A 25895-nucleotide genomic window follows, 5' to 3' on the forward strand; every position below is an offset into this window, starting at 1 on the left:
ACTCTAAACAACATAGTAGCATATCCACAGGAGACTGGGCATACTCATCATCACTTCGTCCATATTTTTACAAACACCCGAAACCTTCCATCATTATATCCGTCTATATATTCGTCAATATGGAACAGAAGATTAATGCCAGAGCATGGCAATCACGCTTTTATTGAAAGGATGGGAACGATGAAGATTACCCGGAAAATATTACTCCTCCCCGCACTTGCGCTTGCAATGGCAATGGGCACACCGGCAGTCCCGGCTTCCGCCAAGTCTGTTTCTGAGGTAAAGATCTACTTTACCTATAGCAGTGAGAGCGGTATATCAGGGAGTTCAGTGGGGAACGCACAGATTAAGAATGGAATCTCCTACATGCCTGCCAATCTGGTGAAAGCTACCGGAATGGAGATCCTGTGGAACAATGCGGCTAAAACTGCTACATTCAGCGGCTGGAATAAAAGCTTCAGTGTACAGCTGGGCAGCTCCACCGGTGTACTCGACGGGCAGAAGGTTCAGCTAGGCGGCACTCCGTATATGTCAAACCAAGAGCTGTATGTACCTGTTAAATTTATTGCAGCGGCACTTGAAGGGGGACCTGTCCGGTGGGACTCTGCAAAGAAGACTCTGCTGATCAATCATCTGCATATGTACCGCAGCTATTCGGAAACCTTCGAGGGCGGAGTGTATTCCCTATCCCTTGACAGCGGTGAGTTGTACCTCACCACCAAGCAGAACACGAAGCACAAGCTTGCTACGCTGGGCAGAGGTCTGGATGTTATTGACTTCACCTTCGAGCATACACCTGCAGGCCTGACTTTGCTGCGTGTAAGCAATGTTTACGGCGAACCGCATCTGCATGCCGGGTACTACACCTATCTTTTGAAAAATGGCAGTGTCATTCGTCAGGGGCATATAGATACCTACACCTCCTTCGGCACAGCCGCCGAATGGTCTGAGGGGAAGCTGGTATTGAATGACGGGCAGACTTTGCGGCTGATTGAGGATGGAACGGGAGCGGTCAGTGAAACAATTGATTTACCACACCTGATGGGTGCAACCGTCACGAAAGATGTCTACTATAATGTCGAAGCTGTCTTCAAGGATGTCCTGCTGGTCCGCCCTCTGGATACAGCCCTCCTGACACTCGTCAATCGTACTACCGGCGAGCAAGTCCCGCTGTACAAGGAGCTACTCAGTGCTGAAGGGCAGCTTGATGTGGAGCAAATCGATTACATGTTCCCCGGGGACCATATTAAGTTCACCAAGCGTGTGGGCAATGTGTTCACCTTCACTGTTAACTATCTGGACGGCAGCGAAGAAACTGTGCATACCTATACACTGCCTGAATAAACGTCAACTAATTCCGGGGAAATCTCCCTAAATGGCGCTGTAGTTGGATAAACAACACTTAATTTAACCCATCTTACGGGATATCGGGATATGGGCTGAACTTAAGTGACGTTTTTCCAACTAAAAGCTTACTGAAAGGAGTAAACCAGACGAATGAAGAAGTTCATCGTTGCCGCAAGCGTAATCTTCCTCGCTGCCTGCTCATCTGCCAACCAAGAAGTACAAACCCCGCAGCCGGGTCCCTCTAGTCAACACATAAAGATCCGCACTGCGGGGTCCATTGCCTTTCCATGTGTCAAATGGAATGACCGAATATATCAAATTACGAGAACGCAGGTTACTGATGTGGGGGAACAAATCGGCGAAATTACATTGCAGTCCCTGGAGCCTATCGCAGATACTCCCAACAACTTCTCCACTACTTTCTCTGAAGGCAGCAAGCTATACGCCATTAATGATATCCCTACAGCAGAAGCAATCGCCGTCTTAAACAGTGAAGATGAATACCTTAAAGTTGAGGTGCCCGTCAGGGAGTAAGCTCCCTTCTATCCCCGCATACCGCCCAAGCTGGCTCCGGGAGCAAATACCCGCTGTATATTCTTCTGCACCTCAGGGTCGGGGATTAACGGCGGCGCCTGATGCGGCTTCACCCGGGCATCGATAATGATAGTATCGCAGGCCCAATGTTTATGCTCTACCCTGCTGTTCACCCCGTGGATATCATGGGAAGGATTGCTCCGTGTAAAGGTCGCCCACAGGAAATTGTTCAGATGCTCCGACATGAATCCGCTGTCGTCGCACAGAATGATCATCGGGCAGGAATCGAGCGGCCCCTGCTCCGCAATGGCGGCACACAGGCCGGCGATTTCCTCTGCTGCTGACTGGTAATCCGCGAACGGCTCGCCTTGCAGCGCCACAACACCCGGCATAATCATCGCCGCCGGTCCCCAGCTCTGCTGTGCCTGCAGAATCCCAGGCACTTCCGTGCATAGGCTCCGCTTCTGCTCGCCTACCGCAGCGAATACCACCTTACTGCCGCTGTTGATTCCGGTGCCGGAATAATCCAGTGTATCTATGGTGGTATTCGTCTGGAAGTGAATATCGCGGTGCAGATTAATCCGCTCCAGGATATACGTCAAGAAACCTTCAATATCATGCGTGCTGACCGGCTGGTCCTCTTCTGCGGTGATGAACAGATATTTCGCCAGACTGAGCTGTCCGGTTCCGAGAATGCGGTTGGCGATGGTCAGCAGCTCCGCCGGCTGCTTAAGCTGCTGATAAGGTGTATAGCGTTCACTGCCGATGGCGAATAGCAGCGGATGCACTCCTGAGGCATCTACGGCATGCACTTCTTTGACGCCGGGAACCTCCGACTGGATCGCCCCGCCGGTCAGCTCGTGGATCAATTCTCCGAAGGCGGTGTCTTCCTGCGGCGGACGGCCGACGACCGTGAAGGGGAAGATGGCCCCTCGCTTGGCATAGACCTTATGCACTCTCATCACCGGAAACGGATGGGTCAGGCTGTAGTAGCCCAGATGATCCCCGAACGGACCTTCCGGCTTCGTCTCACCGGGATGGATCTCTCCGGTAATCACGAAATCGGCATCGCTGCTAATGCAGAATCCGTCCACATAGGTGTAGCGGAAATGGCGTCCGGCCAGCAGCCCGGCAAAGGTCATCTCGCTGAGGCCCTCCGGCAGCGGCATCACCGCCGACAGCGTATGTGCCGGAGGTCCGCCGATGAAGCAGCTCACCTTGAGCGGCTCGCCGCGTTTATTGGCCTGGGACTGATGTATGCCGATGCCGCGGTGAATCTGGTAATGCACGCCTACTTCCTTATTCATCTCGTACTCATTGCCGCTAAGCTGAATCCGGTACATCCCGAGATTGGAGTTCATGATCCCCGGCTTGTCCGGATCTTCCGAATACACCTGCGGCAGCGTGACGAACGCCCCTCCGTCTCCCTGCCAGTGCTTGATCTGGGGAAGATCGGAGATTTGAATTTCCTCGAAACCGGCAGGAGCACTGCCGCGCTTTTTCAGCGGAAGTGCTTTTCTGGCTGCAAGGGCGGTTCCAATATATCTGAAAGGCTGCTTGAGCGCCTTCATGGGATTGCTGCGCAAAGCGATAACATCCTGGGAGGATTGCCAGGTATCCCGGAAGATGAATTTGCTGCGCTCGATCGTTCCGAACAGATTCGATACCGCGCGGTACTTCGAGCCTCTGACATTCTCGAACAGCAATGCTGGACCGCCCGCTTCATAGACCTTCATATGGATCGCCGCCATTTCCAGATGCGGGTCAACTTCCTCATGTATGCGAATTAAATGTCCGTGCTTCTCCAAGTCAATAATGCATTCTTCCATATTACGATATGACATGCTTCTACCCCGATCCTGTAAAGAATATGAACCTCTATATTATCCGTGAGAGCGCAGCCCAGGTCAATTGCTGCCGGAATGAACCATGGTTAATCCACCTGCTGTCTTGCCTTCTTCTATCCAGAGCCTTTATTATACTTGTTAACCGGACTGCTCCGGTAAACAAACGGCAAAGGAGACTTACAGAATGATCATCAAAAAAGTAACCTGGCTGGAGCTCTTCTATGATTTGCTGTTTGTCGCTGCGGTCTCCAAGGCCAGCCATGTGCTCCTGCATGTAGAAGACGAGGTTCTCTCTCTAGAGACACTGGGCAAATTCGTACTGATCTTCATTCCGATTTGGTGGGCCTGGGTAGGCCAGACGCTTTTCGTCAACCGCTATGGACAGGATACGGTGACGCACCGGATTTTCCTGATCATCCAATTGTTCTTCGTGCTGATTATGACAGCCAGCCTGTCTGTGGATTTCGATGCCAACTATCTGCCGTTTCTGATTGGCTATCTCGGACTCCGGATCATGACCGCCGTCCAGTATCACTACGCACATTCCAAAGAAAGCGGCCATCTGCGGAACACTGCCCGTTATTTGGGAACACGCTTTTGGATCGGACTGGTGATTTCGGCCTGTTCGCTGTTCTTCGATTCCTGGCTCCGGTATGCCGTGCTGTACGCCGGGATTACGCTGGACATTATCCTCCCGCTTACCGGCCGGCGGATTCTTGTGAAGACTCCCGCCAATACGCATCATCTGCTGGAACGGTTCTCACTGTTCGCTTTAATTCTCCTGGGTGAATCTGTCGTCAGCATTCTTGCCGTACTGCAGTCCAGTACCTGGACCGGACAATCTGTCGGCTTCGCCGCCCTCACCTTCGTATTGATTATCGCGGTGTGGTGGCAGTATTATGACAACCTGGAGAAGAAGCTCGATATGCATATTCAAACGGCCGGACAGACTATTATCTACGGACATCTGTTTATCTATCTGTCGTTATGTATGCTTGCCGCATCAATCCAGCTGCTCTTCCTGAACAAGCTTCATTATGACCTGATGCTGAATCTGCTCTTCGGCTCAGTCCTGCTCTACTTCGCTTCAACCACACTGGTCTTCCATGTCTACAGACATAAGCAGCACCGGCTGGGGGTTAAGCATCTGGCGCTGCTCACCGCTCTTCTGATCTGCTTCTACGTGCTGGATCTCGTAATCCATGTTCCGAATGTGCTGATCATGGGCGAGCTGGCGCTGTTCTTCGCGGTGTATGCCAGGATCACAACCTAGACAACACGCCCAACAAGTACAAAGGCTGTACCAAAGGTCTCCCTGACCCTGGTACAGCCTCTTCTTGTATTACTTGCCTGTAAATTCAATCTCGTCGTAATCATAATAAGCCTGAAGGGTCTGCTGGCGGTCATCCATGAACAACTGGTCGGCTACACCACAGACAAGCTTCGGTATCGCATTCTTCAGGCCGGAGATCGCCGATGCCGATAAGCCGCAGCTGGCCAGGGCTGAATAATTGAAGAGGAATATTCCATGCAGCAGCTTGCGGCCTGCCTCATCCCGGCTCTGCAGCGCAAACCCCGGGCTGAGGTACGGATGCGCATCCAGCAGCGCATTCGCAGCTCCGGACGGCGCCTCATAGCGGTCGCGCCAGCGGGCAATATGAGCTTCAACCTGCTGCAGCTCCGGCCGCAGGGCGGGATCACTGAGCAGCCCGGTGCTGACAATCAGGAAGTCGAAGCTGAATTCACCCTTAGGTGTAGTCACTGCCGCTTCTTCTCCGGAAGCTGCCACACTAAGCCAGGGAGAACCGAGATGCAGCCGAAAGCCGGGCCAGGCCGCCGCCCGTGCAAAGGTGTCGTTCGTTGGCGGCTGATTATAATTGAAGAAATGCGAGATCACTGCATATTTATCTTCATCCGCTAAGGCATGGAACCGTTCAATCATTCCCGAAACCTCCATCTGGCGGATCGGATTCACATTCGGCAGCTGTTCGCGGCGGACGAACACATGCGCTTCCGCCGCTCCTTCAGTAAGAACGAAGTTGGCATTGTCGAAGGCCGAGGCCCCGCCGCCGAGAATCGCTACCCGCTTGCCGCGGAGAGCGGCGAAATCAATCTTCTGCGAGGTATGTGCATACAGATGCTCCGGCAGATGCTCCGCAATCATCGGCGGGACATGCCACTCGCCTCCGCCCTGGATCCCTGTGGCCAGTACGATCTTGCGCGCCAGCAGCAGACCGGACGGGGCACCCGCTCCAGCAATCCGCAGCCGGTAGATCCCGTCCTCACCCGGTTCGATCAGCTTAAGCTGCACCTCATTGATCACCGGCAGCTGCAGAATCCGCCGGTACCAGCGCAGATAATTCATCCAGTCGCCGCGGGGGATTTTGCCTAATTCCTCCCAGGCTGCTGTTCCCTTCTGCGCTTCCCACCAGGAGCGGAAGGTGAGCGATGGAATGCCCAGATCAATGGAGGTCAAATGCTTGGGCGTGCGCAGAGTCACCATCCGTGCATATGTTTCCCAAGGACCTTCCAGCCCGTCACTGTTCTCATCAATAATCAGAATGTTGGATATCCGTTCACGCAGCAGGCCGAAAGCCGCTCCGAGTCCGCTTTGCCCCCCGCCTACAATCACTACATCATAGACATGGCCTTCGGGATGCTCCAGAGGGCGTATCCAGTCCGCGCCCCCATAGGCAAGGTAGGAAAGATCCGTCTTCACACGTTCATTCAAGGCTTCCAGGCTCATCATCCTCAGACCTTTCGCTGGCATCTTTAGGCTGCATAATTACGGGCAGTTCCGCACTGTATCATCCCTATACCTATGGCCACATTATAGCTTTAATGCTCCGGCTTTGAAATGTTCATGGCAGGTTTATTGTCATTATAGCTAAAATTTGCGGATTGGTTTGTATAATCGAACAATATTTTATAGATATCACCCATCGAATCTTGACAAAAGATACATCACACCGTCTACACCGCTCATTCGCGGCACGAAATCTGTCATATAAAAAAAGCTGTAACCGCAGCCCTTATGGCCGTGATAACAGCTTCTATAATTATCATATTGCTATTCCGCATCCCTAAGCGTTGTCGTGCCGTTGATATCTACCGTAACCTTAAGGTCGAGCTCTGTACTCCCGATGATATTCCGCCCGGCGAGCTTGGGATATTTCCGTTCAAACTTCTCCTGGATATCAAAAATATCGGTCCCTTTATCCTTCCACTCCTGAAACAGCGCCAGACAATTGGCTCTGATCTTCGCTGCCATGGACGCCTCCAGCTTCGCAATGTTTTCCTCGTTCAGCTTCAGCTTCCCCTGGATTAAGGATACATCGGTGTTCAGCTTAAGGATGATCTCCATCTTTAGTATGCCGTCTTTATAATCGAGCCTGGACTTGTAGCGGTTATTCTGCAGCAGCAGGCTCACCGTCTTCGTCCGGTCCTCGGGATTCTGCGTATTGATATTGCCCGATACCTCGTTATTGAGCAGGAAGTTGAAGTAGATGGACTTCTCGCTGCTCAGCCTGCCTACCATTCTATATTCTTTAATCAGTGCCAGTCCGTCCAGGAAATACTGCCCCTTCGTATCCTTATCCTTGGACACATTCATGATTGACATGGAATTCACATGATCACCGATAATCTTCTGATTCATGAACTCCCTGATGTTCAGCTTGACGCCATAGGAGGTTACGGATGCTTTGTTGCCCAGCATGTCATAGAGGTACAGGCCGGTCATAACCTCTTCCTCATGGTTGGGCTTGATGAAATCCTCAGTCTCTCCTACATACACGCCCAGAAGTGTACGTGTGCTGGATTCCTGCCACCGGTCAAAAATATCAAATGCCTGGTCCAGCCCGCCCGCCGCAAAACGTTTCGTGAAGAGGATGACTTTGTTGTGGGCAAGGGTAACCGGGGAACTGGTATGAGTTTCCAGACGGTTGAGGGCATCGCCCGGATTCTGGGTTGCTATTTTATATACAATCCTCTCCTCCTGGTTCGCCTCTTTGGAGGAGCTGCGGATCGAGTTCAGCGTCTCAAAATAAAAAATGAGATTCTCCTCCTCATCCTGATCAATCAGAATGGAGGTCACGAATGCGATGTGGTCAAGATCCCTGTAGCCCAAGCAGGAGGCCAGCAGGAAGGGCAGCACCGCCAGCATCAGTGTGACGAGTACTTTTCTGCGGAGCGACTTGATCATTTTCTGCCCCGGTACAGGAAGGGTTTCGATACTTTGCTCAGCGGTCCCCGGACCAGCACATCCAGATTGGCGGCGCGGAACGATTTCTCGGTGCCCAGCGGGAACAGATACGGATAATCACAGGATCTCAGCGATCCCAGATGGGCCACCAGCAGGATGAATCCCAGATAGAAGCCGTGCAGCCCGAAACCGGCAGACATGATGATAGAGAACACTGCCCATACAGAAATGGCCGAGGTCAGGCGCGGATTAATGAACGAGGTAATGGCATAAATCCCTGTCACGACCACCGTAGCCTGGGAAGCCAGTCCGGCGCCGACGGCAGCATCACCCAGAATCAGGGCGCCTACAATACTGAGCGCTTGTCCGATCTGATGTGGCAGCCGCCGTCCGGCTTCCCGGGAGAGCTCGAAGAACAGGAACATCAGGACCACTTCCACCACTGTCGGAAAAGGCACCCCCGAACGGGACACGGCAAGCTTGAACACAAACGCCGAAGGAATCAGCGAGAAGTGATGCGTGGTCAGCGCCACATAGAATCCCGGCAGGAGCAGCGATACCAGCACCGAGCCGAATCTCACAAAGCGCAGCAGCGTAACAAACAGCCTGTTGGTGGCATAATCATCCGGGGACTGCAGGTTCTCAAAAAAGAAACAGGGCGCGGTCAGTGCAAACGGCGTTCCATTCACAATTACGGAGATTCTGCCCTCAAACAGCTTGGCGACTATCGCATCGGGCTTCTCGGTGTATCCTATGGTATCGAACAGCGTCTTGCCCGGACTTAAGGCTTCCGCAACATACTGTGCGCCCAGCACGAATTCATTGTCCATAGCCTCCAGCTTCTGGCGGACAGTCGCGACAAGATCCTCCGGAGCCGTCCCCTCCACATAGAGCAGAACCGCCTGCGTCTTCGACTGCTTGCCCAGAATATTGCTTTCAATCTTCAGCGTCTGCGTAGCCATCCGTTTGCGGATCAGGCTGACATTGTTGACCAGCAGCTCATTGAAGCTCTCGTTCGAGCCGACGAGCGACGCTTCGAACTGCGATTTCTCGACCGGACGGGATTCCAGCTTGCGGGCGTCAAAATAAACAGCATACTGGAGCTGCTCAAAAATCAGCACCGGATCACCTGCCAGCAGATGCTCAAGCGCCTCGTCCGCATCCTTGACCTCCCCGAATTTAGCGGCATAGATGGCCTTACCGACCGCTTCTCTGCTTGTTATCCCCCCTGCCGCCTGCGACAGCGGCTCAATAATATATTGGCTCATATAGTTAGAATCACAAATGGTTTCTATATAAAAGAGAGTTATGACAGTATCATTCATCACGATATCCCGCTTAATGAAATCAAAGCAGCCGCTTAGTATAGAGGAAAGCTCACTCGCTTGTACGGTCATCCGGTTTCCCGCCCTTCTTAAGTGGTAGGGATAGTATGCCGGATTACCGGAATAATATTCCTAACAGCAGACCATACTAGACGTTAAGTCTAGACTTTTCTGAGAGAAGGTGGAATAGTGGCAAGTATGAACTCCAAACATCTGTTTTTCATCATCTGCAGCCTGGCGATTGTCACTCTTAAGACCTTCCCCTCATCGTTCATCCGGCTAGGCGGAAGAGATACCTGGATTGCCATGATTGCCGCTTCAGCCTGTATTCTTGTGTACATGTGGGTTATTCTGACGATTAAGAAGAGAACCCAAAATTATAACCTGCTCGACATCTATGCGAAATCACTCGGCAAATGGGGCGGCGGCTTTTTTTCTGTGCTTTTTTTGCTGACTCTTCTATTAACTATATTTGAAAGTGCGGGCGCTGAGGCCAGTGTCATTCACACCGGTTTCCAGCTGTTCACGCCCGTATGGGTCTTTATATTGGTCACTGCGGTAGCCACGGTCTATGTAGTCAAAAAAGGGATTGCTTCCGTAACGATTACGACCATTGTGGTGATCTTCTTCATCAGCCTGTCCGGTATGCTGCTCGCCTTCCTGACTCATAAATACAAAGACATGAAGTATATCTATCCGATTCTGGAGCATGGAGTTACCCCTGCACTGCTGCTGAGCACCCTGAAGATTCTCGGCGCACTGAGCTGTGTCACCATTATGATCCCTTACCTGGACAGTGTGCGGGACAAATCCAAGCTGCTCCTGCATACTTCGATTGCCCTGCTGTTCATTATCCAGATGCAGATCTTCTCGATGCTTGGTGTCATTACTACCTTCGGGCCGGACCGGGCAGTCAATCTACTGTTCCCCAAGCTGACACAGACCCAGATTATCAGTGCTTTTGGCTTCCTGGAGGCTGGTGAATTATTCGTTATGCTGCAGGTGGTCGCCGGCTGGTTCATCCGTTATATCGTCTGCTTCTTTGCTTTGATGGAGCTGATCCGGCTGTCGGGCCTCAAAATCAGGTTCAAGGAGCATTATATCTGCGCGCTGACGATCCTTTTCTCGTACCTGTTCTCGCGGGATTTGTTCGATATGTTCAAGCTGCTCGACTATCTGCTCTATATCCAGCTGGCCAACTTCCTGGTCATTCCGCTGATCCTCTACAGTATTTATTATTTCAAAAAGACTCCAGCTCAAGGTTGATAGTCTCCAGCATTCTGCCAATCGTATGGGTATCAAAGAATAAGCCTACACCGGCCGGTTTCGGCTCTGCGGAAAGATGATCGAATTGTGCGAAATCCCCGTACGGCCGCATTAGGTAAACGCGGGCCTCTTCATGCAGATCAGCCCAGGTCTCAAGCTTGTCCTGCTTGCTCAGATCGACTACATATACGAGCTTCCTGCCGAGATCCAAATACAGATAATCCCCGTTCCTGCGCGGCGGCTTAGGCCACCCTGAGCGCAGCAGAACCGGACGGCTGAATTCCTCCTGGGATAGATGAATGCTAATGACTTCCAGGGTGCCGGCGTCCACGGCGAGCGTCAGATGCGGCGCGAATCCGGCCAGGAAACGCAGCATCAGGGAATCCTTAAGGGAATCCTCAAACTTCCAGCCCAGTGGTACCCACCCAAGGTCGTCACCCGGCGGTTCAAGATAAAGTTTCCGCAGCAACTCCTGCAGTTCCCTTATCCCCTCTGCTTCGTAGGGTACTAAGGCCTTACTGTTAACCGGATAATTCACGACTGCCCGTTTAACGCCGTTTCGCCATCCACTGGTATCATGGTGGCGGTATAAGTCTTTCATCGGAGGCATAACGCATGTCGTTGTAGCCAAGAATAGGTCTCGCGAAGCTGGCTTCAGCTTCCGGAGAACCATTTCATCTCCCCTTCCAGGAATAGCATACTGCCGGGCTTCGGCATAATGCGGGCTTACTTCTTCCAGCACCCGTTTCACGGCTTCTTCGTTCCGCAGAGGAATAGATGTATACATATCCTCTGACAGCCAGACACTTGCAGCAATGAAATATTGCGCCAGTGCAGTCATTTCAACAGGCTGCTCCTGCGGCTCCATTCTGTGAATACTCTCCGGCGCCCGCAGGGAGCTGAAGTCGAAAGGCTCCAGCTCCGTGATATACTCAAGTCTCGTATGATTCTGAATCCAGTGATACATAGACTTACCTCCTCTTAGCGAAAAGTCTCAGACATCCATCTCTTAACCTCAGCTATATACTTCGCCTGCTCTTCATCCGGTATCATATGTCCCGACAGTGCAAACTCAACTACAGTGAAGCAGGGCACCAATGTACGATACTTCTCCAGTACTTCATCTGATATATCCGATGAGATCATAGAATCCGGATTCCTGCCGGCAAACAGCGTGACGGGAATTGCAAGCTGCGGCAGTTGTTCCGAGAAGTCCACCTCACGGGCTTCCCGCCCCATTCCCTGCAAGGCTTCCCGGCGAATATAGTTCAGAAGAGGCACCTGCTGATAGACAAGGCTGCTCCAGAACTCCACTGTTTCAAGAGACATGGCCCTGTGAACCGGCGGTTGATCAACCAGGATAAGGCCCCTCACCTGATCCTGATGCCTCAGACTCCAGGCAAGGGAATAGGCTGCTCCGCGTGAGAAGCCCAGCACAATATATTGTGCGAGCCCGCAATAATTAACTACAGTCTCAATATCGGACAGATGATCTTCCAGATCATAACCAGAATCCGGTGTAGAGCTTAAGCCGCGGCCGCGGAAGCTAAATGCAACTATATGACCCTGCAAATGGGACAGAAGCGGAATCGCCCGCTCCGCAGGTTCCCACAATCCACAGACCACTAATAGCGACGGCAGTTCAGCATTCTTCTCTCCACTCTCCAGCACATGCAGCGCCAATGATTCATTATGAATAAAATAGCTGTTCATTTGTGACTCCCCTCTGCTATGTATGATGAGTTCAATATTTCTATAATTTCACATTTCGCCGAAGGGTTCAAGGAAACATGTCCATGAGTACGCACGAAATAACAGCGCGCCTCCGAATTGACCGGAGGCGCGCTGTTGTCTTAGAAACGGGCTACAAAGAACTCACGGTTGGCAGGGACGAATTTCTGAGTACGCTGAACATTATCCGCGTCAATAATTCTAAGGGTGTAGCTGATAGTTGTCAGAGTGCTGATTGTGTTAAATTGCGCTACACCGAATTCATCAAACTGTGCCGTGGTAACGGTACCAGAGCTTCTGGTCAACGTAGCCGTCCAGCCTTGCGTTTCATAAGGGACATTGTTGTTGTTTACTGCGAGCACGATGAAATTGCTGAGAACCTGTTTGATCCGCCGTCTCTTAGGTCTTACTACCGCCGATGCTTTTGCTTTTTTGGCCATAAGGAGACGTTTTGCCATTAATGCTTTCTTCTCTGATTCTTTCAATTGCTTCACCACTTTCTGTTGGAATACAGTAGTAAATGCAACTGAAGAACCGGCCGACACGTGTTATTGCCTGATATTCATAGAAATGTAGCAGTGTCCTATATTAATAGATTCGTACCCACTGATCACCCGGCCGCATACTATGCTTCCATAGAGGTGATCACATTAATGACTGATAAGTTATGGGTTCAGCATCATACCGCCAAGCTTAACCGTCCGCTGAAGCAAAAGATCCGCAAGTCCTATACATCCACCGTGAAACCGGCTGCCCTTCCGGTCATTATACAGTTCAAGCATCCGCTGACTCCAGAGAGAATGAAGGCTCTTCAGAAGCATCTGGGGACACACGCTTTTCCGGTTGAACATCTGTTGCCCCTGCACCGCGCGGTTGCCTCACGTATTACGCTGAAATGTCTGGAGCAGGTATGCTGCTGGAACGGGGTGCATAAGGTCTATCTCGATGGCATCAAAAAAACCACCTTAAATGTCGCTACTCCGTCCATTGGTGCCACCGCCGTTCAGCGTACAAGAGGGCTTACCGGCAAAGGCGTCAATATCGCCGTGCTCGATACCGGTGTGTATCCGCATCCCGATCTGACCCGGCCTGTGAACCGGATTATAGCCTTCAAGGATTATATCAATCACCGGAAGTGTCCGTATGACGATAACGGGCATGGCACACATATTACCGGCGATGCCGCAGGGAACGGCTGGTCCAGCAAAGGTAAATACAGAGGGCCGGCACCTGAAGCAGGGCTCGTCGGAATTAAGGTACTGGACAAAAACGGCGACGGTTATGACTCCACCATCATTAAAGCCATTGAATGGTGCATTGTCCACCGCAAAAAGCTGAAGCTGCGCATCCTGTCCATGTCCTTCGGCGGACCGGTGAGCCCTTCTGCCAAGGACGATATTCTTGTTCAAGCGGTTGAGAAAGCCGTCAAAGCCGGACTCACTGTAGTTATCGCCGCCGGCAACAGCGGACCCGGGCGCAGAACGGTTGAGTCGCCCGGAATCAGTCCCTCCGCCATCACCGTCGGAGCCGTGAATGACCGCCGGACGGTAACGCAAAAGGATGACCGTATCGCCGTCTACTCCAGCCGCGGACCTGCTCCAGGCGGTAAGGTGAAGCCTGATCTAGTTGCCCCCGGCGATTCGGTGATCTCACTGCGCGCACCCGGCTCCCAGCTGGTCCGCGAATTGCCGGGAAACAAGGTTGGCAGGAAGTATTTCAAGCTGTCCGGCACCAGCATCTCCACGCCGATCGTGTCCGGTGCAGCTGCACAGCTGCTGCAGCTCCGCCCTTGCCTGACGCCCGGCCAGGTGAAGTGCCTGCTGAAGCGGAACGCCTTCTCCCTTGGCCTGAAGCCCAATACTGCAGGCAGCGGCGAGATCGACGTGCGCTTCCTGAAGCGCTGCGCCCCTAAGCCTGCCGGCAAGTAGAAGCAGCCCTTAAGCGTGATGTAAGCAGCCCTTAAGCATAACGGAAGCAGCCCTTAAGCGTAACGGTAGCAGCCCGCTTCCGTTTGCTTAAGGGCATTTTTTATCCCAAAGCAAGTGGTCATTTGCCCGTAGTTAAACGGGATGTTGCTAAACGTTGTACGGATTACAACTCGAATGCAGAGTTACCTCAATCTGAAATCCCCGGCCTGCGGATTAATGAATATCCCTGTGGAGAAATTGCTGGAGGCTTATGCGCTTGTGCATAAGTGAGGCCAGAGCTCCCGCGCCCAAGCCAGCAGTGTCTCGTCCTCCCCGTAGGTGCCGATGCACTGGAAGCCGAGCGGCATATTCCCGATCGTTGCAGCCGGCAAGCTGATTGACGGCGCCCCGGCGAATCCCCAGATGGCAGGCATTCCTGCCCAGCCTGTATTGTTCTCCTCTACCTTGGGCGCCGTGCCTCCTTGGGCCGGCGACACCCACAGGTCGATGCCCTCCTGAACCATAAGTTCCTTCAGATCACGCCGCAGAATCATCTGCTGTCCCCGGTACTGCACCAGCTCCTCATCCGGAATCTGCCGGCCTCTAAGAATGGCCTCCTGAACCGGGAGGCCGTATTCTTCCCTATGCTCCGCGAACCAATGTTCATGCTCCCGCGCCAGCTCTCCCTCGATAAACCGAATCATGGCATCTCCATAGATGAATTCATCCTTCCAGGGCATATCCACGTGGCGGACTTGGTAGCCCAGCTGTTCGAGTATCCCTATCTGAGCGATGAAGACAGCTTTTACTTCCGGACTCATTAATTCCATGTACACCCCGGCGGGAACGCCGAGGACCGGCTTGCGGTCAGATATAGCGGGAATGGCTTCCCAACCCGGTACAAGCAGAGCTGCGGCGGCCTCCATACCAGGCAAATCTTGCGTGAAGAACCCGATGGTATCAAAAGAAGGCGAGAGCAGCAGCACCCCGTCCAGCGGAACCCGGCCATAGCTCGGCTTGAATCCGACCACGCCGCAGAAGGATGCAGGAGCGATGACTGAGCGCAGTGTCTGGGTACCAACCGCCAGCGGGCAGATTCCCGCAGCAACCGCAGCGGCTGAGCCTGCACTTGACCCGCCGGGAGTATGCGCGGTGTTATGCGGATTACGCGTTGCAATAGGCCCGTTATAGGCAAATTCCTCGGTAACTGTCTTCCCGGCAATCAGCGCGCCGAGGAAACGGAGTCTTAGGACCAAAGAGCCCTCCGGTCCGGTCAACAGATCAGCAGGTAGCTGCGAACCGGCCCGGGTAGGCAGTCCCTCCACATGCAGCAAATCCTTAACCGCCACAGGAACGCCCAATAAGGCAGGTTTGCTGTCCGCTTCGCTGTAAGTATGCAGCAGCAGCGCTTTTTCCCGGCCAAGCCGTAGTTCAGCATCCGCTTCAGGAACAAAAGCGCGGATCTGCGGCTCAAGCTGTGTGAACCGCTCCAGGTACAAATTTAGCGTTTTCTCAAGCCGGATTTCTGGTTCATCCGTACCATTCATCATCTCTATCAGTGATGAGTTGTTAAGCAGCATGATATCAGCTCCATGGAAGATTATGTATAACACCGTCTTAGTTACGCTTAACTAGCAGAATGGTAACAGGATTTTTGTATGTTTTCTAAATAAAATAAACCAAATAAAAAGCCTCCCAGGCAGATCCGGCACCAAGGCGGCTTTCGAACATTCGCTTATAAGGCTGCACTTGCGGAGGCTATCTGCTAACTTCTTACTGCTTATTTATCCCCGTCCTTCTTATACTCCTCCAGCTTCTGGTTCAGCTGCTTGGCTTCCCTTTTACCGTCAATGTGCATCATTGTGTAAACCATGGTTTTGACCACGAGAATTACGATGACGAACGGCACCAGTACTCCGTTATCGAGCAGCCGGGGACCTGTAGCGAACAGCCACAGCCATAGAATCACAAAAACATCGGCGAGGATAAAACAAATGTAGAAGCTGATTGTCTGTACTTTTTTATCAACCTCATAGGTATTCACCAGTGCATAGCGGAAGCAAGTAAATGCCAAGGCCCCCAGGAACAGCTGCATAAACAGCGAGCCGTTGATCGTCTCCGTAGAACTCAGAGCCAGCACAACCGCCGCAAGTACCGTCAAAAAGCCGCAGGCCGTTAACAGATCTTTCACGAAAAAAGATATATATTTACCGGTTGTAATCATGATATTCCCTCCCGAATATTAAGCATCTCATTTCTTCCAGCACGAATCATCTGCTACAGCCCTAATTTTTGTTTAAGCACAGGAACATACTGTCTGGAGATATAGACCTTTTCACCGTTTTGCAGCAGCGCTTCGTATCTGCCATAGAGTACCGGACTCAGTGATTTGATTTTGGCAATATTCAGGATGGTCGATTTGGATGCTCTGAAAAAGTCGCCATGCTCGAAATCCATTTCCAGCTCATACAGCTTAAGACGGGATTCATACACCTTCTCGTGGCAATAAATGAACACCTTATGATCCACCGCCTCGAAGTAATACACATCCCTTGGACTAATGATATGCAGCTGCAACTCGGTCATCCCGATCAGCTTTCTGGAGCTGGAGTTCACGGAGTAGATTAACCTGAGCAAAGATTCATCCGGGTCGTTGCACCTTAGAATAATTTCAGGCTCACCGCCCTCCGGAACGTTCTCAATTGTAATTTTCATCGCCCATCGCCTCCTGCGCTTCTCCTTACAGTTACAGTATATTTTTGCCAAAAGACTTATACAATGGCCTTTGCGCAAGCTGCGCTACAGCGGCTTCAAGCTGCAATTTCAGCAGGTCAGGATACTGTATACAAAAAGAAACGGCAGCACCGTCCTTTGGATTAGGATAGTACGCCGTTTTCTTCTCAGCTTCCGCTGCAATCGCTAGTGTGCCGCCCAGAGAACGTGCGCTATTGCGGTAATTTAGCCCATGTCTCGTTCAGCCACTGTGCAAACTTCTCTTTCTCTTCGAACTGCGGATAATGCGCCGACTGGTCGAACACCACGAACTCCTTATGCGGCGCCTCCAGCTCGTCCAGGTATTTACGAGCTTCATTCACCGAGGTCATCAGATCGAATTGCCCCATCACGAAATATACGGGAATATCAATCTGATCCACCAGCTCCGTGATATCATGCTCTGTTAACTCTGCCTGCAGGTTAAGCTCCGACATCGAATTCCCCTTGAAGTATCGAATGGCATCAAGCAAATTATACTCTGTACCGAACAGCAATCCCTGGAAGATATCCGCATTATCGTTAATCAGCCTTGCTGAACCGCCGTATTCGCGGATTTTATCCCGGGGGGTAATCTGTCCTCCTTCAGTAATCGGTTCCCTTAGCAGCTCCAGTTCTTCCGCCTCTGCGTCATTACCGGCAAGCCCCGCCTGAGCAATCATGAATTGCAGACTCTCCAGCTCGCTGTTAACCCAATTGGCCGTCTGGCCGATTCCGATATAGGCACTGAACTTGTCCGGTGCCTTGCTTGCCGCCTGTGTGGCTATGTATGTACCATAGGAGTGGCCGATCAGCAGCACTTTCTTCTGGTTGAACTCCTGCTCAAGATAATCCGTCAGCGCCAATAAATCATCTGCCAGCATTTCTGACGACAGATTCGAATAGTCTTCTGAGAAATGATAGGACTTCCCGCTGCCCCTCTGGTCATACTGAACTACGGTGAAATTCTGCTCCAGCAGATCCTGATATTTCCGTACATACGGAGTCTCAGGGACCCCTGGCCCGCCATGCACAAAAATCACCAGCGGATTGCTCCGGTCCTTCCCCCGGATCATCACTTCCTGCTTCGTGCCGTTAATAGTTATCTGCTTAAGGATGCTTACGCTGTTGCCGCCTTTGATGCCTGGAGTCCATGTCGGGAAGACTAATCCGCCTCCTATGAGCAGGACGATTAGCAGCAGGCCAAACCATAATATCCGCAAAGCTATTCTTCGCTTACCTCTGTGTTTCTTCAATCTTGAATCCTCCTCAGTATTTACCAAGCCCTGATTTCCCACCTTATCACATCAATGGCAGATCAATTATGATCCAAGTCGCTTTCTGGCCTGAATATGGGGAGTGTTTCGATGTGAAATAAGATACCCTTGCTGTGCGGTAATACGGTATAATAACCGGTATAGGTCGTGAAGCACACGCCGCCGCAATAGAACGTTTGTCTGGAGCTAACCTTCCAGATACGTTGTATTGCGGCGGCTTTTCTTGTATCGGGATTGGATTGGATCGGATCGTATCAGGTCAGCTCAAGGGTCAAACTACTCGCAAGGGAGATGCGGCAATGTCGAGATTTGAACAGTACTATGATGAATGGCTGCAGGAACAGATTCATGCGGAGACAGGTGCAATTCGCTTGGAGCTGCTCCAAAAAGGTCTAGGGCACGGAACCAGAGAATTTCTTCGCTCTGTCTGGTTTCCCGCTATCGGAAATTTCAATCATCTCTTTCCGGAATGGGAGGTCCGGGATTTCAATAACGGCTACCGCTATTTGGATCTGGCGTATATGCCCGGTGGAGCAAAAGGCGGAATCGAGATCCAGGGCTTCGGCCCTCATGCCAGAGATCTGGATGTCAGAAGATTCAAAGACTTGTGCAGACGGCATTGTTTACTCGCACTGGATGGCTGGACCTTTCTGCCGATCGCTTACCCGTCCATCACGGAAGAACCTCAGCTATGCCAGCAGCTGGTGCTCGCTTTTATTGGCAGATTCATAGCCACGGACGTATCTGCATCCTTATCCTGGCTGGAGGCAGAGACCGTCCGCCTGGCCCGGCGTATGCTGCGGCCGCTGACTCCGCTGGAGCTTGCCCGGCACCTCAAGATATGCGACCGTCAGTCCAGACGCATTCTTCATGATCTCGTTGATCTGCAGATCCTGGATGTCGCGAGTGGTTCCCATCGGGCGCGGACTTACAAGCTTCGGCTGTAACGGAGTGAATCACCTGCAAGCGCAGGAGAGCACCGAGCCGCAATGGATACGACTATGCAATGGGTACAACTAGTAGTAACTAGTAGTAACTAGGGTATCTAGTAATGAGGTAACACTCGAGTAATAGGCAAGAAATTCCCGAGCCGCAATCGAATAACTGTTGAGCAGCGCCTGCACTTTAGGTACACCACTCCAATGAAGCGGACTGAGATGCGCTTATTTTGCTGAAAGTGGGGCTTTTCCAATGGCTCGCGGACTGAGATTCCTCTATTTGCTCCTAAATCACTCCAAAACACCCCTCCGAGCAGAAATAACGGATTTTCAGTCCGCGAACTATCCAAAACCGTCCATAAATCCAAAATAACCGAATCTCAGTCCGCGACTCTCCGCGGCTTTCCGCCATTGTACAAATTCAACTACCGTACTCTCTATATATGAGGAGAGTCCACACTATTCTCCCTAATTTCAATCCTGTATTTTCATTCCCGCTATTTCATTCCCGCATTTTCACCCGCGTTCTTTCTCCCAGATGGTCATCTCTGCCTCCTGCGCAAAGCCAATCCTCCGGTAAAAGGGCTGCATAGGACCCGTATAAGCTTTGACCATGCCCAGCGTCCGCAGGCGGTTCAGGCCTTCATATATCACGGCCCTGCCCAGCCCCTGTCTTCTGTAATTCACATGTGTTCCAACCGGTTCGAGCATGCCGATCCTATTGGCTTCATCCACAAAAATATTGCAGAAGGCCACGACCTCTCCCGCAGCGTTCACCAGCGACAGATCCAGCCCGGGGCGGTACCCCGGTGCTTCACGAAGTCCGCCATAATGCTGCAGCGTCTGCTCTGCTTTCTTCGTGCCTGCATAGTCAAAAGCCATAATATGCCCCTGCGCCTTCGCATGGTCACTGACTTCATCCCCGCAGCAAAGGGTGAATCCATGGGGAAGGTCTGCCCGGAATTCCTGATCCAGCACGACCGAAATGATAGTATCACTTTCATTGCGCAGCAGCTTATATCCCCGGCGGCGCGCCATCGCTTCCAGCGCGGGCATGAATTTCGGAATGGCCAGCTTAGGGCTGTGCGGACTGGAACTCTTTTCTATGAATCCGAACATTTCGCCCAGCAACTCCTCCTGCGGCTCCAGCGTATCCAGCTGAAAATAGTAGTCCCCGTCACGGCAGACAACGGCGGCCAGCTCACCCCCCTCATCTTCCCACAATCCTATATGCTGCTCCCAGCCGGGCAACATGCCCGCTCTCTTCTGAATAAAGAATATTTCAAATTCCCAGCGGGCAATGGACCAGCTGTTCGGCCGTTTCAGCCTGGAGTAGACCCGCGAAATATACTCCCGCACCTTCATCATATCTTGCGGAGTATAGGGTCTATATTCTGCTCTACCTGCTCTCTTAGTCATTTCATCCTCCAGAGGCTCTGTCATACCTTCATTCTACGGAACAGGCAGAGGACATTATATACCAAGCTTTTCTAGAATTGTTTTATCTCACAGCAAGAACCCGCAGATCAGCTCTGCGGGTTCTTGGAATATACAATTTTACGGATGCTGTCTATGGATAATCCATATTGCTCACACAACTGGTTCATGTCCGCACCATCATGGAAACATTTGCGTATCTCATTGTTCCGGAGTCTGTAGAACCCTCTTGCCCCGGAGCTTTCGCCCCATTTTCTGCGGCTGCTCGTACGGGTGGGGATATACAAGGCTTCCCCGTGAATATATTGCTGAATCTCCTTCAGCAGGTGGTCTGGCAATAACGCCGCTGCATTTACACATTTCATCTTTGGCCCGCTCCTTAAAATAAATTGATCTTTTAAGGGCAAAGCCTGTATGAATAACTGTACCTATCTGTTACTACAGGCGAATACTATCCGCTCCATGCCAAGCTTTCGCCTTAGTTATTCCACAGGCTTTGCATGGAGCGTGCCGTTCACATACTGATTCATTCTAAACATGGTCCTTCACCTCCCAGGGCAGCGCTGACCGCCGCCGTATACAGTTACATTTTATGGATGCAGATCATTACTATTCTAAAATAATACTAGCCGCAACACAACGTGGAAGTTTCACTGTCCTTTCGCCTTGAGAAATTAAGTATAATTAAACTTTACTGTCTAAAAGTTGGTTTTTTGCGGGAGTCGATTATATAATGGGGTTTATATGGTAAAGAAAGGGTGCTGATAATCCAATGAAATTCTCAGAATACCGTTATGAACGTCCAGATGTGGAGCAATTTAAGACCGATTTCACAACCTTGCTGAAAGGCCTGGAGAATGGCAGTCTGGAGGAGCAGAAGGCCGCGGTTGCCGCCATGAATGAGCTCCGCAGCAAATTCGGTACGATGGAGACACTGGTCAGCGTCCGCCACTCGATTAATACCGAGGATGAGTTCTACAAGGCTGAACAGGATTACATGGACGAGGTCGGTCCGGTGGTCCAGGAGTACATAACGGATTATTACAGAGCCCTTGTAAATTCCAAGTACAGAGCCGAGTTTGAACAGGAATGGGGAACGCAGCTGCTAAGCTTGGCCGAAATTTCCTTGCGTACCTTCAGCCCTGAAGTTATCGGAGACTTACAGCTTGAGAACAAGCTGTCCTCCGAATACGCCCAATTGATCGCCTCAGCCAAAATTAGATTTGACGGTGAAGAGCGTACCCTGGCCCAGCTGATCCCCTATGATTCATCGACTGACCGTTCTGTGCGCCAGGGAGCTTTTGAAGCCAGATATGCCTTCATGTCAGAGCATGAACCGGAGCTCGACCGGATTTATGATGAGCTCGTTAAGGTACGGGCCAGCATAGCTGCCAAGCTTGGATACAGCAGCTTTGTGGAGCTGGGGTATGAGCGGATGATGCGTACGGATTACAATGCCGGGATGGTTGCTAATTTCCGCAAGCAGGTGCTTGAGAATATCGTTCCTCTTGCAACGAAGCTGAAGCAGCGCCAGAAGGAGCGTCTGGGTCTGGATGAATTGAAATTTTACGATGAGGGCATTAGCTTCAATTCCGGGAATGCTACACCCAAGGGCGATGCTGACTGGATTGTGGCTAACGGAGCGAAGATGTACAAGGAGCTGTCACCGGAAACCGATGAGTTCTTCACCTTCATGCTGGACAACGGGCTGATGGATCTGGTCAGCAAGAAGGGCAAGCAATTCGGCGGTTACTGTACCTACTTCAGCGACTATCAGGCACCGTTTATTTTCTCCAATTTCAATGGAACCTCAGCGGATATTGATGTGCTGACCCATGAAGTGGGACACGCCTTCCAGGTATATTCCAGCCGCAACTCCGGCGTTCCGGAATATGCCTTCCCAACCTTTGAAGCTGCAGAAATCCACTCGATGAGTATGGAATTCTTCGCTTGGCCGTGGATGGACCAGTTCTTCGAACAGGATGCGGACAAATACCGCTTCAACCACCTGGCAGAGAGTCTGTTGTTTATTCCTTATGGTGTCTCTGTCGATGAATTCCAGCATTTTGTCTATGAGCACCCGGAGGCGACTCCGGCTGAACGTAAGCAGGCCTGGCGGGAAATTGAGCAGAAATATCTGCCCCACCGCGATTATGACGGCAACGTCTATCTGGAGCAGGGCGGCTTCTGGCAAAAGCAGGCGCATATCTACCGGTCTCCGTTCTACTATATTGACTATACGCTGGCCCAGCTCTGCGCCTTCCAGTTCTGGAAACGCTCGAATGAGGATTTCACATCCGCATGGTCGGATTATCTGCGCCTCTGCCAGGCTGGAGGAAGCCAGTCCTTCACGAAGCTGGTAGAGCTTGCCGGACTGATCTCACCGTTCGAGGACGGCTGCGTCAGCTCCGTCATCGGGGATATTGAGAGCTGGCTGAACAGCATTGATGATAAGTCGCTGTAAGCAGAGAATCCCCTATGACAGCAAGGCTACTGAACAATTAACTTAAATAAAAGATGCTAAAAACGAGCCTCTGGAATCACTTCCAAGGCTCGTTGTGCATTCCCGGAAAATACAAATCCCCGATGTTTCAGCGGGCCCGGACTTTACTTTACCAGTTCGTATAGGATAATTATTCTGTTCGGTCCATGAAGAGCCTGTTCCTCCTGCAGCTGATTGTGGTAATAAACATAGCTTGCTAACCTCTCTGCCTCCCGGTCTGCCATAAGCACTTATTTCTTCTTCTTCGCCTTACCCGCTGCCTGCTGCTGATTCTCTTCCACTCTGAATTTAACGATCCTCGTAATGAGTTCATAGGGAAGCGGCTCATGAATCGGAAATTGCACAGAGCCTTTGGCCCCTTTATATTTCGCAAGTTCCTCTTTGAACGCTTCAATTCCCTGCGGTGCCGGATAGAATCCAATGTGATTCTTGAATGCGGCGAAATGCACCAGATTCTTATGCAGGAAGAAGGTCGGCATCTGATAGCTGATCTTCTCTTCTGCCTCTGGCGCTGCCTCCCGGATGACCTTGCGCAAGGTCTGCAGAATCTCCTGGACCTCTGGTGCATAGGCCGAAATATATTGATCGACAGATTCATAGGTGACTTTATTCTCTTCCATCGGGGCCCAACTCCTTCTATTTCATACTTAAGTTCGTAAGCCATTGCAGGCAAAGCGGAATGAACGCGTCGTAATCCTTCAGCGCTTGCAGCGTAGGCAGCACCTGGCTTGTCCCAAGCTCCCGCTCCGCTTCATCCGGGCCTTCCAGCCCCAGCGACCGCCGGATGCTGTAATCCATCCAGCCCAGCTTCCCGTGGTAACCGCTGTTTAGCACCTCCGGCCAGGGGTCACGTGTCCCTCCCCCATGATTACGGTAAGCCTGAATCAGCGCACAGAAGGCCTCCTTGCGGATGTGACCACTCTCAAAGTCTGACCAATAGAGTGCCACTTCAACCAGCTCCTGCGCCGGGTTGATCCAGCCCGCAGCCTCCCAGTCAATAATAACGGGCCGGCCGTCATGATCCCACAGCACATTCTTCAGGTCCAGATCCCGGTGGCTGATAATCCTGTTGCCATTAAGGATCGGCATAGCAGCATTCACCAGCTCCTCATAGCGGTAGAGCTTGTCCAGAGCAGCCATAAGGGAAGCGGACCATGGAAGATCCATCGCCTGACCTTGTACGGCATACCCTTTCCAATCGGTCTGCAATTGTTCCGCTGTGCTATCCCTATGGAGCTCATTATGGAGCGGTGAGAAGTCCGTGGCATGTATAGCCGCGAGAGCTTCCCCCATAGTAACGCAGTGCTCCAGCCCCGCGTTGCCTGCAGATATAGAGCGGCCTTCAATCCATGGAAACAGCAGATAATACTGCCCGTCCACTTCATGCATACAGCTCCCCTCATGCAGCAGAGCCGGGAGAGCATTTATTCCATGTCTGCTTGCGAGCTCCGCGGCCTTCTCGGCGGCTATCAGGTTGTTCATCACTGATTCCCGGAGCATAATCTGCGGATTCAGCGCTTTCACTGCGTACTCTGCCTGATCCGTGGTCATCCGGTACATCCGGTGCAGGAACCCGCCGAAGATCCGCTCCGGCTCAGTGCGCAGTGACCCCAAGTTATATGTAGCACATAGCTTTTCAAAATTCAATTTATAATTCGTAAGCATCATCGTCAGTTAGTCCTTCCGTCATAAAAAATCAAGTACTCATCCAAGTGGGCTCTCCAGTACTCCCCGTCATGTTCCCCTGCTCTCAGGTGATATTCAACCGGCACCCCCTTATCCTTAAGCAGTGTATATAATTGCTCTGCACCTTCATAGAACCGGTAGTTGTCCTCTTCCCCGCAATCCAGGTATACTGCCAGATCCCTTAACTCCCTATCCTTCGCCAAAATAAGCGGATCACGCTCCTGCCGCTCTGCTTCTGTCGGATACAGGAATCTGATCAGGCCGTATTCACCGCCGACCGAAGACCAGTCATCCAGAAACAGCGCCGGACTATGCCCGCCTGCCCTGCTGAAGACATCGCTGTGCAGCAGCGCGGCATGCAGGCTTACAAAGCCGCCCATTGAGATGCCGCCAATATAACGCGAATCCCGCTCGGCTAACGTGCTGAAATGCGAATCCACATAATTCACAACATCCTTCACTAGATAATCTTCATACATCCCGTTAGAGGTCGTCAGGGGGTCACCAGGATCATTCGGTGCATATGCAGGAGAAGAATTCAGCCCATAGCTGTTATCCATCTGCGGGGAGACGATAATGAGCGGATTGATCTGACCTGCTTCAATCAGCCTGTCTGCACTGAGATGCAGCCCCAGCCCGGCGATCATATCCGTTTCTTTGCCGCCGTAGCCGTGGATGAAATAGAGGACCGGGTAATGCTGCTTCGCACTGTAGCCTTCGGGCAGGTAAATACTGAGCCGCATCTCCCGATCCAGCGCCTCACTGTGGAACGTTAAATTTTGAATTCCGGGGCTCTGCTGCGGTGCTGCTGACGCAGTCCCTTCAGTTGCGGCTGCGGACGCTTCCGGGGAAGCTGTCTGGACAGCCGCTGAATCTGTACCGGAAGAACAACTCACAAGGGACATACAGCATATTAGCATGATTAGTATTATCAGCATCATTAGGTTAGACCTGGCATTTCCGCGGCTTTGCATAAATCGCCTCCAATATTCCATTTATCCCACCATATAATAACGCTTACAATAAGCATTATCACATCAAAGAATATTTAGGGTATGACTATTCTGCCGGCTGAAGCTGGATCAAGCTGGAACCCAGTCCGCTTCAGCAAGAACATCCGCTTTGAATAATATTATTCTAAT

23 protein-coding genes are annotated in these 25895 nt (G+C 51.6%); 7 read left to right on the forward strand and 16 right to left on the reverse strand.

Features of this window, described 5'->3' with window-relative positions:
• Positions 1–180: 180 nt before the first annotated feature.
• Both MKX70_RS28320 and MKX70_RS28325 read left to right on the forward strand, forming a co-directional pair.
• Entirely contained in the window at positions 181–1344 is a 1164-nt protein-coding gene (locus MKX70_RS28320) for a copper amine oxidase N-terminal domain-containing protein (RefSeq protein ID WP_340841331.1), read from the forward strand.
• Positions 1345–1497: 153 nt separating this feature from the next.
• Positions 1498–1881 carry a hypothetical protein gene (locus tag MKX70_RS28325; protein ID WP_042234798.1) on the forward strand — a complete coding sequence of 128 codons (384 nt, stop codon included), beginning with the start codon at positions 1498–1500 and terminating at the stop codon, positions 1879–1881.
• Between the two features lie 8 nt (positions 1882–1889).
• Here MKX70_RS28325 and MKX70_RS28330 read toward each other — a convergent pair whose 3' ends face one another.
• The gene (locus tag MKX70_RS28330) at positions 1890–3725 is read right to left on the reverse strand and encodes a UbiD family decarboxylase (protein WP_042234797.1); all 1836 of its coding nucleotides are present in this window, start codon (positions 3723–3725) and stop codon (positions 1890–1892) included.
• 187 nt (positions 3726–3912) lie between these two features.
• Here MKX70_RS28330 and MKX70_RS28335 point away from each other — a divergent pair, with 187 nt between their 5' ends.
• The gene (locus MKX70_RS28335; RefSeq protein ID WP_042234795.1) at positions 3913–5001 is read left to right on the forward strand and encodes a low temperature requirement protein A; all 1089 of its coding nucleotides are present in this window, start codon (positions 3913–3915) and stop codon (positions 4999–5001) included.
• Positions 5002–5070: 69 nt separating this feature from the next.
• Here the strand turns inward: MKX70_RS28335 and MKX70_RS28340 are convergent, their stop codons facing one another.
• The 3 genes from MKX70_RS28340 to MKX70_RS28350 all read right to left on the reverse strand — a co-directional run bounded on the left by MKX70_RS28340 (position 5071) and on the right by MKX70_RS28350 (position 9329).
• Positions 5071–6474, reverse strand: coding sequence for a flavin-containing monooxygenase (locus tag MKX70_RS28340; protein ID WP_042242114.1), 1404 nt, complete (start codon positions 6472–6474; stop codon positions 5071–5073).
• Between the two features lie 324 nt (positions 6475–6798).
• Entirely contained in the window at positions 6799–7932 is a 1134-nt protein-coding gene (locus MKX70_RS28345; RefSeq protein WP_042234793.1) for a Ger(x)C family spore germination protein, read from the reverse strand.
• Entirely contained in the window at positions 7929–9329 is a 1401-nt protein-coding gene (locus MKX70_RS28350) for a spore germination protein (RefSeq protein ID WP_340841332.1), read from the reverse strand. The genes MKX70_RS28345 and MKX70_RS28350 overlap by 4 nt, the downstream gene beginning before the upstream one ends.
• Positions 9330–9455: 126 nt before the next feature.
• Between MKX70_RS28350 and MKX70_RS28355 the strand changes: the two genes are divergently transcribed.
• Positions 9456–10523 carry a GerAB/ArcD/ProY family transporter gene (locus MKX70_RS28355; RefSeq protein ID WP_042242110.1) on the forward strand — a complete coding sequence of 356 codons (1068 nt, stop codon included), beginning with the start codon at positions 9456–9458 and terminating at the stop codon, positions 10521–10523.
• Here the strand turns inward: MKX70_RS28355 and MKX70_RS28360 are convergent.
• The 3 genes from MKX70_RS28360 to MKX70_RS28370 all read right to left on the reverse strand — a co-directional run bounded on the left by MKX70_RS28360 (position 10498) and on the right by MKX70_RS28370 (position 12712).
• Positions 10498–11490 (reverse strand): hypothetical protein, encoded by a 993-nt coding sequence (locus MKX70_RS28360; protein WP_042234791.1) that lies wholly within the window; start codon positions 11488–11490, stop codon positions 10498–10500. The genes MKX70_RS28355 and MKX70_RS28360 overlap by 26 nt on opposite strands.
• 14 nt (positions 11491–11504) lie before the next feature.
• Positions 11505–12236: an alpha/beta fold hydrolase gene (locus MKX70_RS28365; protein ID WP_042234789.1), complete on the reverse strand. Its 732-nt coding sequence runs from the start codon at positions 12234–12236 to the stop codon at positions 11505–11507.
• 140 nt (positions 12237–12376) lie between these two features.
• On the reverse strand, positions 12377–12712 hold the full coding sequence (locus MKX70_RS28370) for a hypothetical protein (protein ID WP_340841333.1): 336 nt from the start codon (positions 12710–12712) through the stop codon (positions 12377–12379).
• A 195-nt stretch (positions 12713–12907) separates the two neighbouring features.
• Here MKX70_RS28370 and MKX70_RS28375 point away from each other — a divergent pair, with 195 nt between their 5' ends.
• Positions 12908–14182 (forward strand): S8 family peptidase, encoded by a 1275-nt coding sequence (locus tag MKX70_RS28375; protein ID WP_340841334.1) that lies wholly within the window; start codon positions 12908–12910, stop codon positions 14180–14182.
• Positions 14183–14430: 248 nt separating this feature from the next.
• Here the strand turns inward: MKX70_RS28375 and MKX70_RS28380 are convergent, their stop codons facing one another.
• From MKX70_RS28380 to MKX70_RS28395, 4 genes are all read right to left on the reverse strand, one after another.
• Positions 14431–15741: an amidase gene (locus MKX70_RS28380; RefSeq protein WP_340841335.1), complete on the reverse strand. Its 1311-nt coding sequence runs from the start codon at positions 15739–15741 to the stop codon at positions 14431–14433.
• Between the two features lie 200 nt (positions 15742–15941).
• The gene (locus MKX70_RS28385) at positions 15942–16385 is read right to left on the reverse strand and encodes a hypothetical protein (protein ID WP_042135502.1); all 444 of its coding nucleotides are present in this window, start codon (positions 16383–16385) and stop codon (positions 15942–15944) included.
• A gap of 53 nt (positions 16386–16438) precedes the next feature.
• On the reverse strand, positions 16439–16876 hold the full coding sequence (locus MKX70_RS28390) for a LytTR family DNA-binding domain-containing protein (protein WP_042234785.1): 438 nt from the start codon (positions 16874–16876) through the stop codon (positions 16439–16441).
• Between the two features lie 230 nt (positions 16877–17106).
• Positions 17107–18168, reverse strand: a complete 1062-nt coding sequence (locus tag MKX70_RS28395; protein ID WP_340841336.1) for an alpha/beta fold hydrolase — start codon at positions 18166–18168, stop codon at positions 17107–17109.
• 320 nt (positions 18169–18488) lie between these two features.
• Here MKX70_RS28395 and MKX70_RS28400 point away from each other — a divergent pair, with 320 nt between their 5' ends.
• Complete coding sequence (locus MKX70_RS28400; RefSeq protein ID WP_042234781.1) at positions 18489–19136, forward strand: hypothetical protein; 648 nt, start codon at positions 18489–18491, stop codon at positions 19134–19136.
• A 507-nt stretch (positions 19137–19643) separates the two neighbouring features.
• Here the strand turns inward: MKX70_RS28400 and MKX70_RS28405 are convergent.
• Positions 19644–20546, reverse strand: coding sequence for a GNAT family N-acetyltransferase (locus MKX70_RS28405; RefSeq protein ID WP_340788573.1), 903 nt, complete (start codon positions 20544–20546; stop codon positions 19644–19646).
• Between the two features lie 107 nt (positions 20547–20653).
• On the reverse strand, positions 20654–20929 hold the full coding sequence (locus tag MKX70_RS28410) for a CD3324 family protein (protein ID WP_340841337.1): 276 nt from the start codon (positions 20927–20929) through the stop codon (positions 20654–20656).
• A gap of 407 nt (positions 20930–21336) precedes the next feature.
• Between MKX70_RS28410 and MKX70_RS28415 the strand changes: the two genes are divergently transcribed.
• Positions 21337–23028: a M3 family oligoendopeptidase gene (locus MKX70_RS28415; RefSeq protein WP_340841339.1), complete on the forward strand. Its 1692-nt coding sequence runs from the start codon at positions 21337–21339 to the stop codon at positions 23026–23028.
• Positions 23029–23297: 269 nt separating this feature from the next.
• On the opposite strand, the gene MKX70_RS28420 is transcribed toward MKX70_RS28415, so the two are convergent.
• The 3 genes from MKX70_RS28420 to MKX70_RS28430 are packed head-to-tail and all read right to left on the reverse strand — an operon-like array spanning position 23298 to position 25649.
• Positions 23298–23687 carry an iron chaperone gene (locus MKX70_RS28420; protein ID WP_340788579.1) on the reverse strand — a complete coding sequence of 130 codons (390 nt, stop codon included), beginning with the start codon at positions 23685–23687 and terminating at the stop codon, positions 23298–23300.
• Between the two features lie 16 nt (positions 23688–23703).
• A complete protein-coding gene (locus MKX70_RS28425; protein WP_340841340.1) occupies positions 23704–24681 on the reverse strand; it encodes a phosphotransferase enzyme family protein in 978 nt (325 codons plus the stop codon).
• A gap of 56 nt (positions 24682–24737) precedes the next feature.
• Positions 24738–25649, reverse strand: coding sequence for an alpha/beta hydrolase (locus MKX70_RS28430; protein ID WP_340841341.1), 912 nt, complete (start codon positions 25647–25649; stop codon positions 24738–24740).
• Positions 25650–25895 lie beyond the last annotated feature (246 nt).

This window comes from Paenibacillus sp. FSL R7-0312 (genome assembly GCF_038004445.1).
Taxonomy (GTDB): domain Bacteria; phylum Bacillota; class Bacilli; order Paenibacillales; family Paenibacillaceae; genus Paenibacillus_AQ.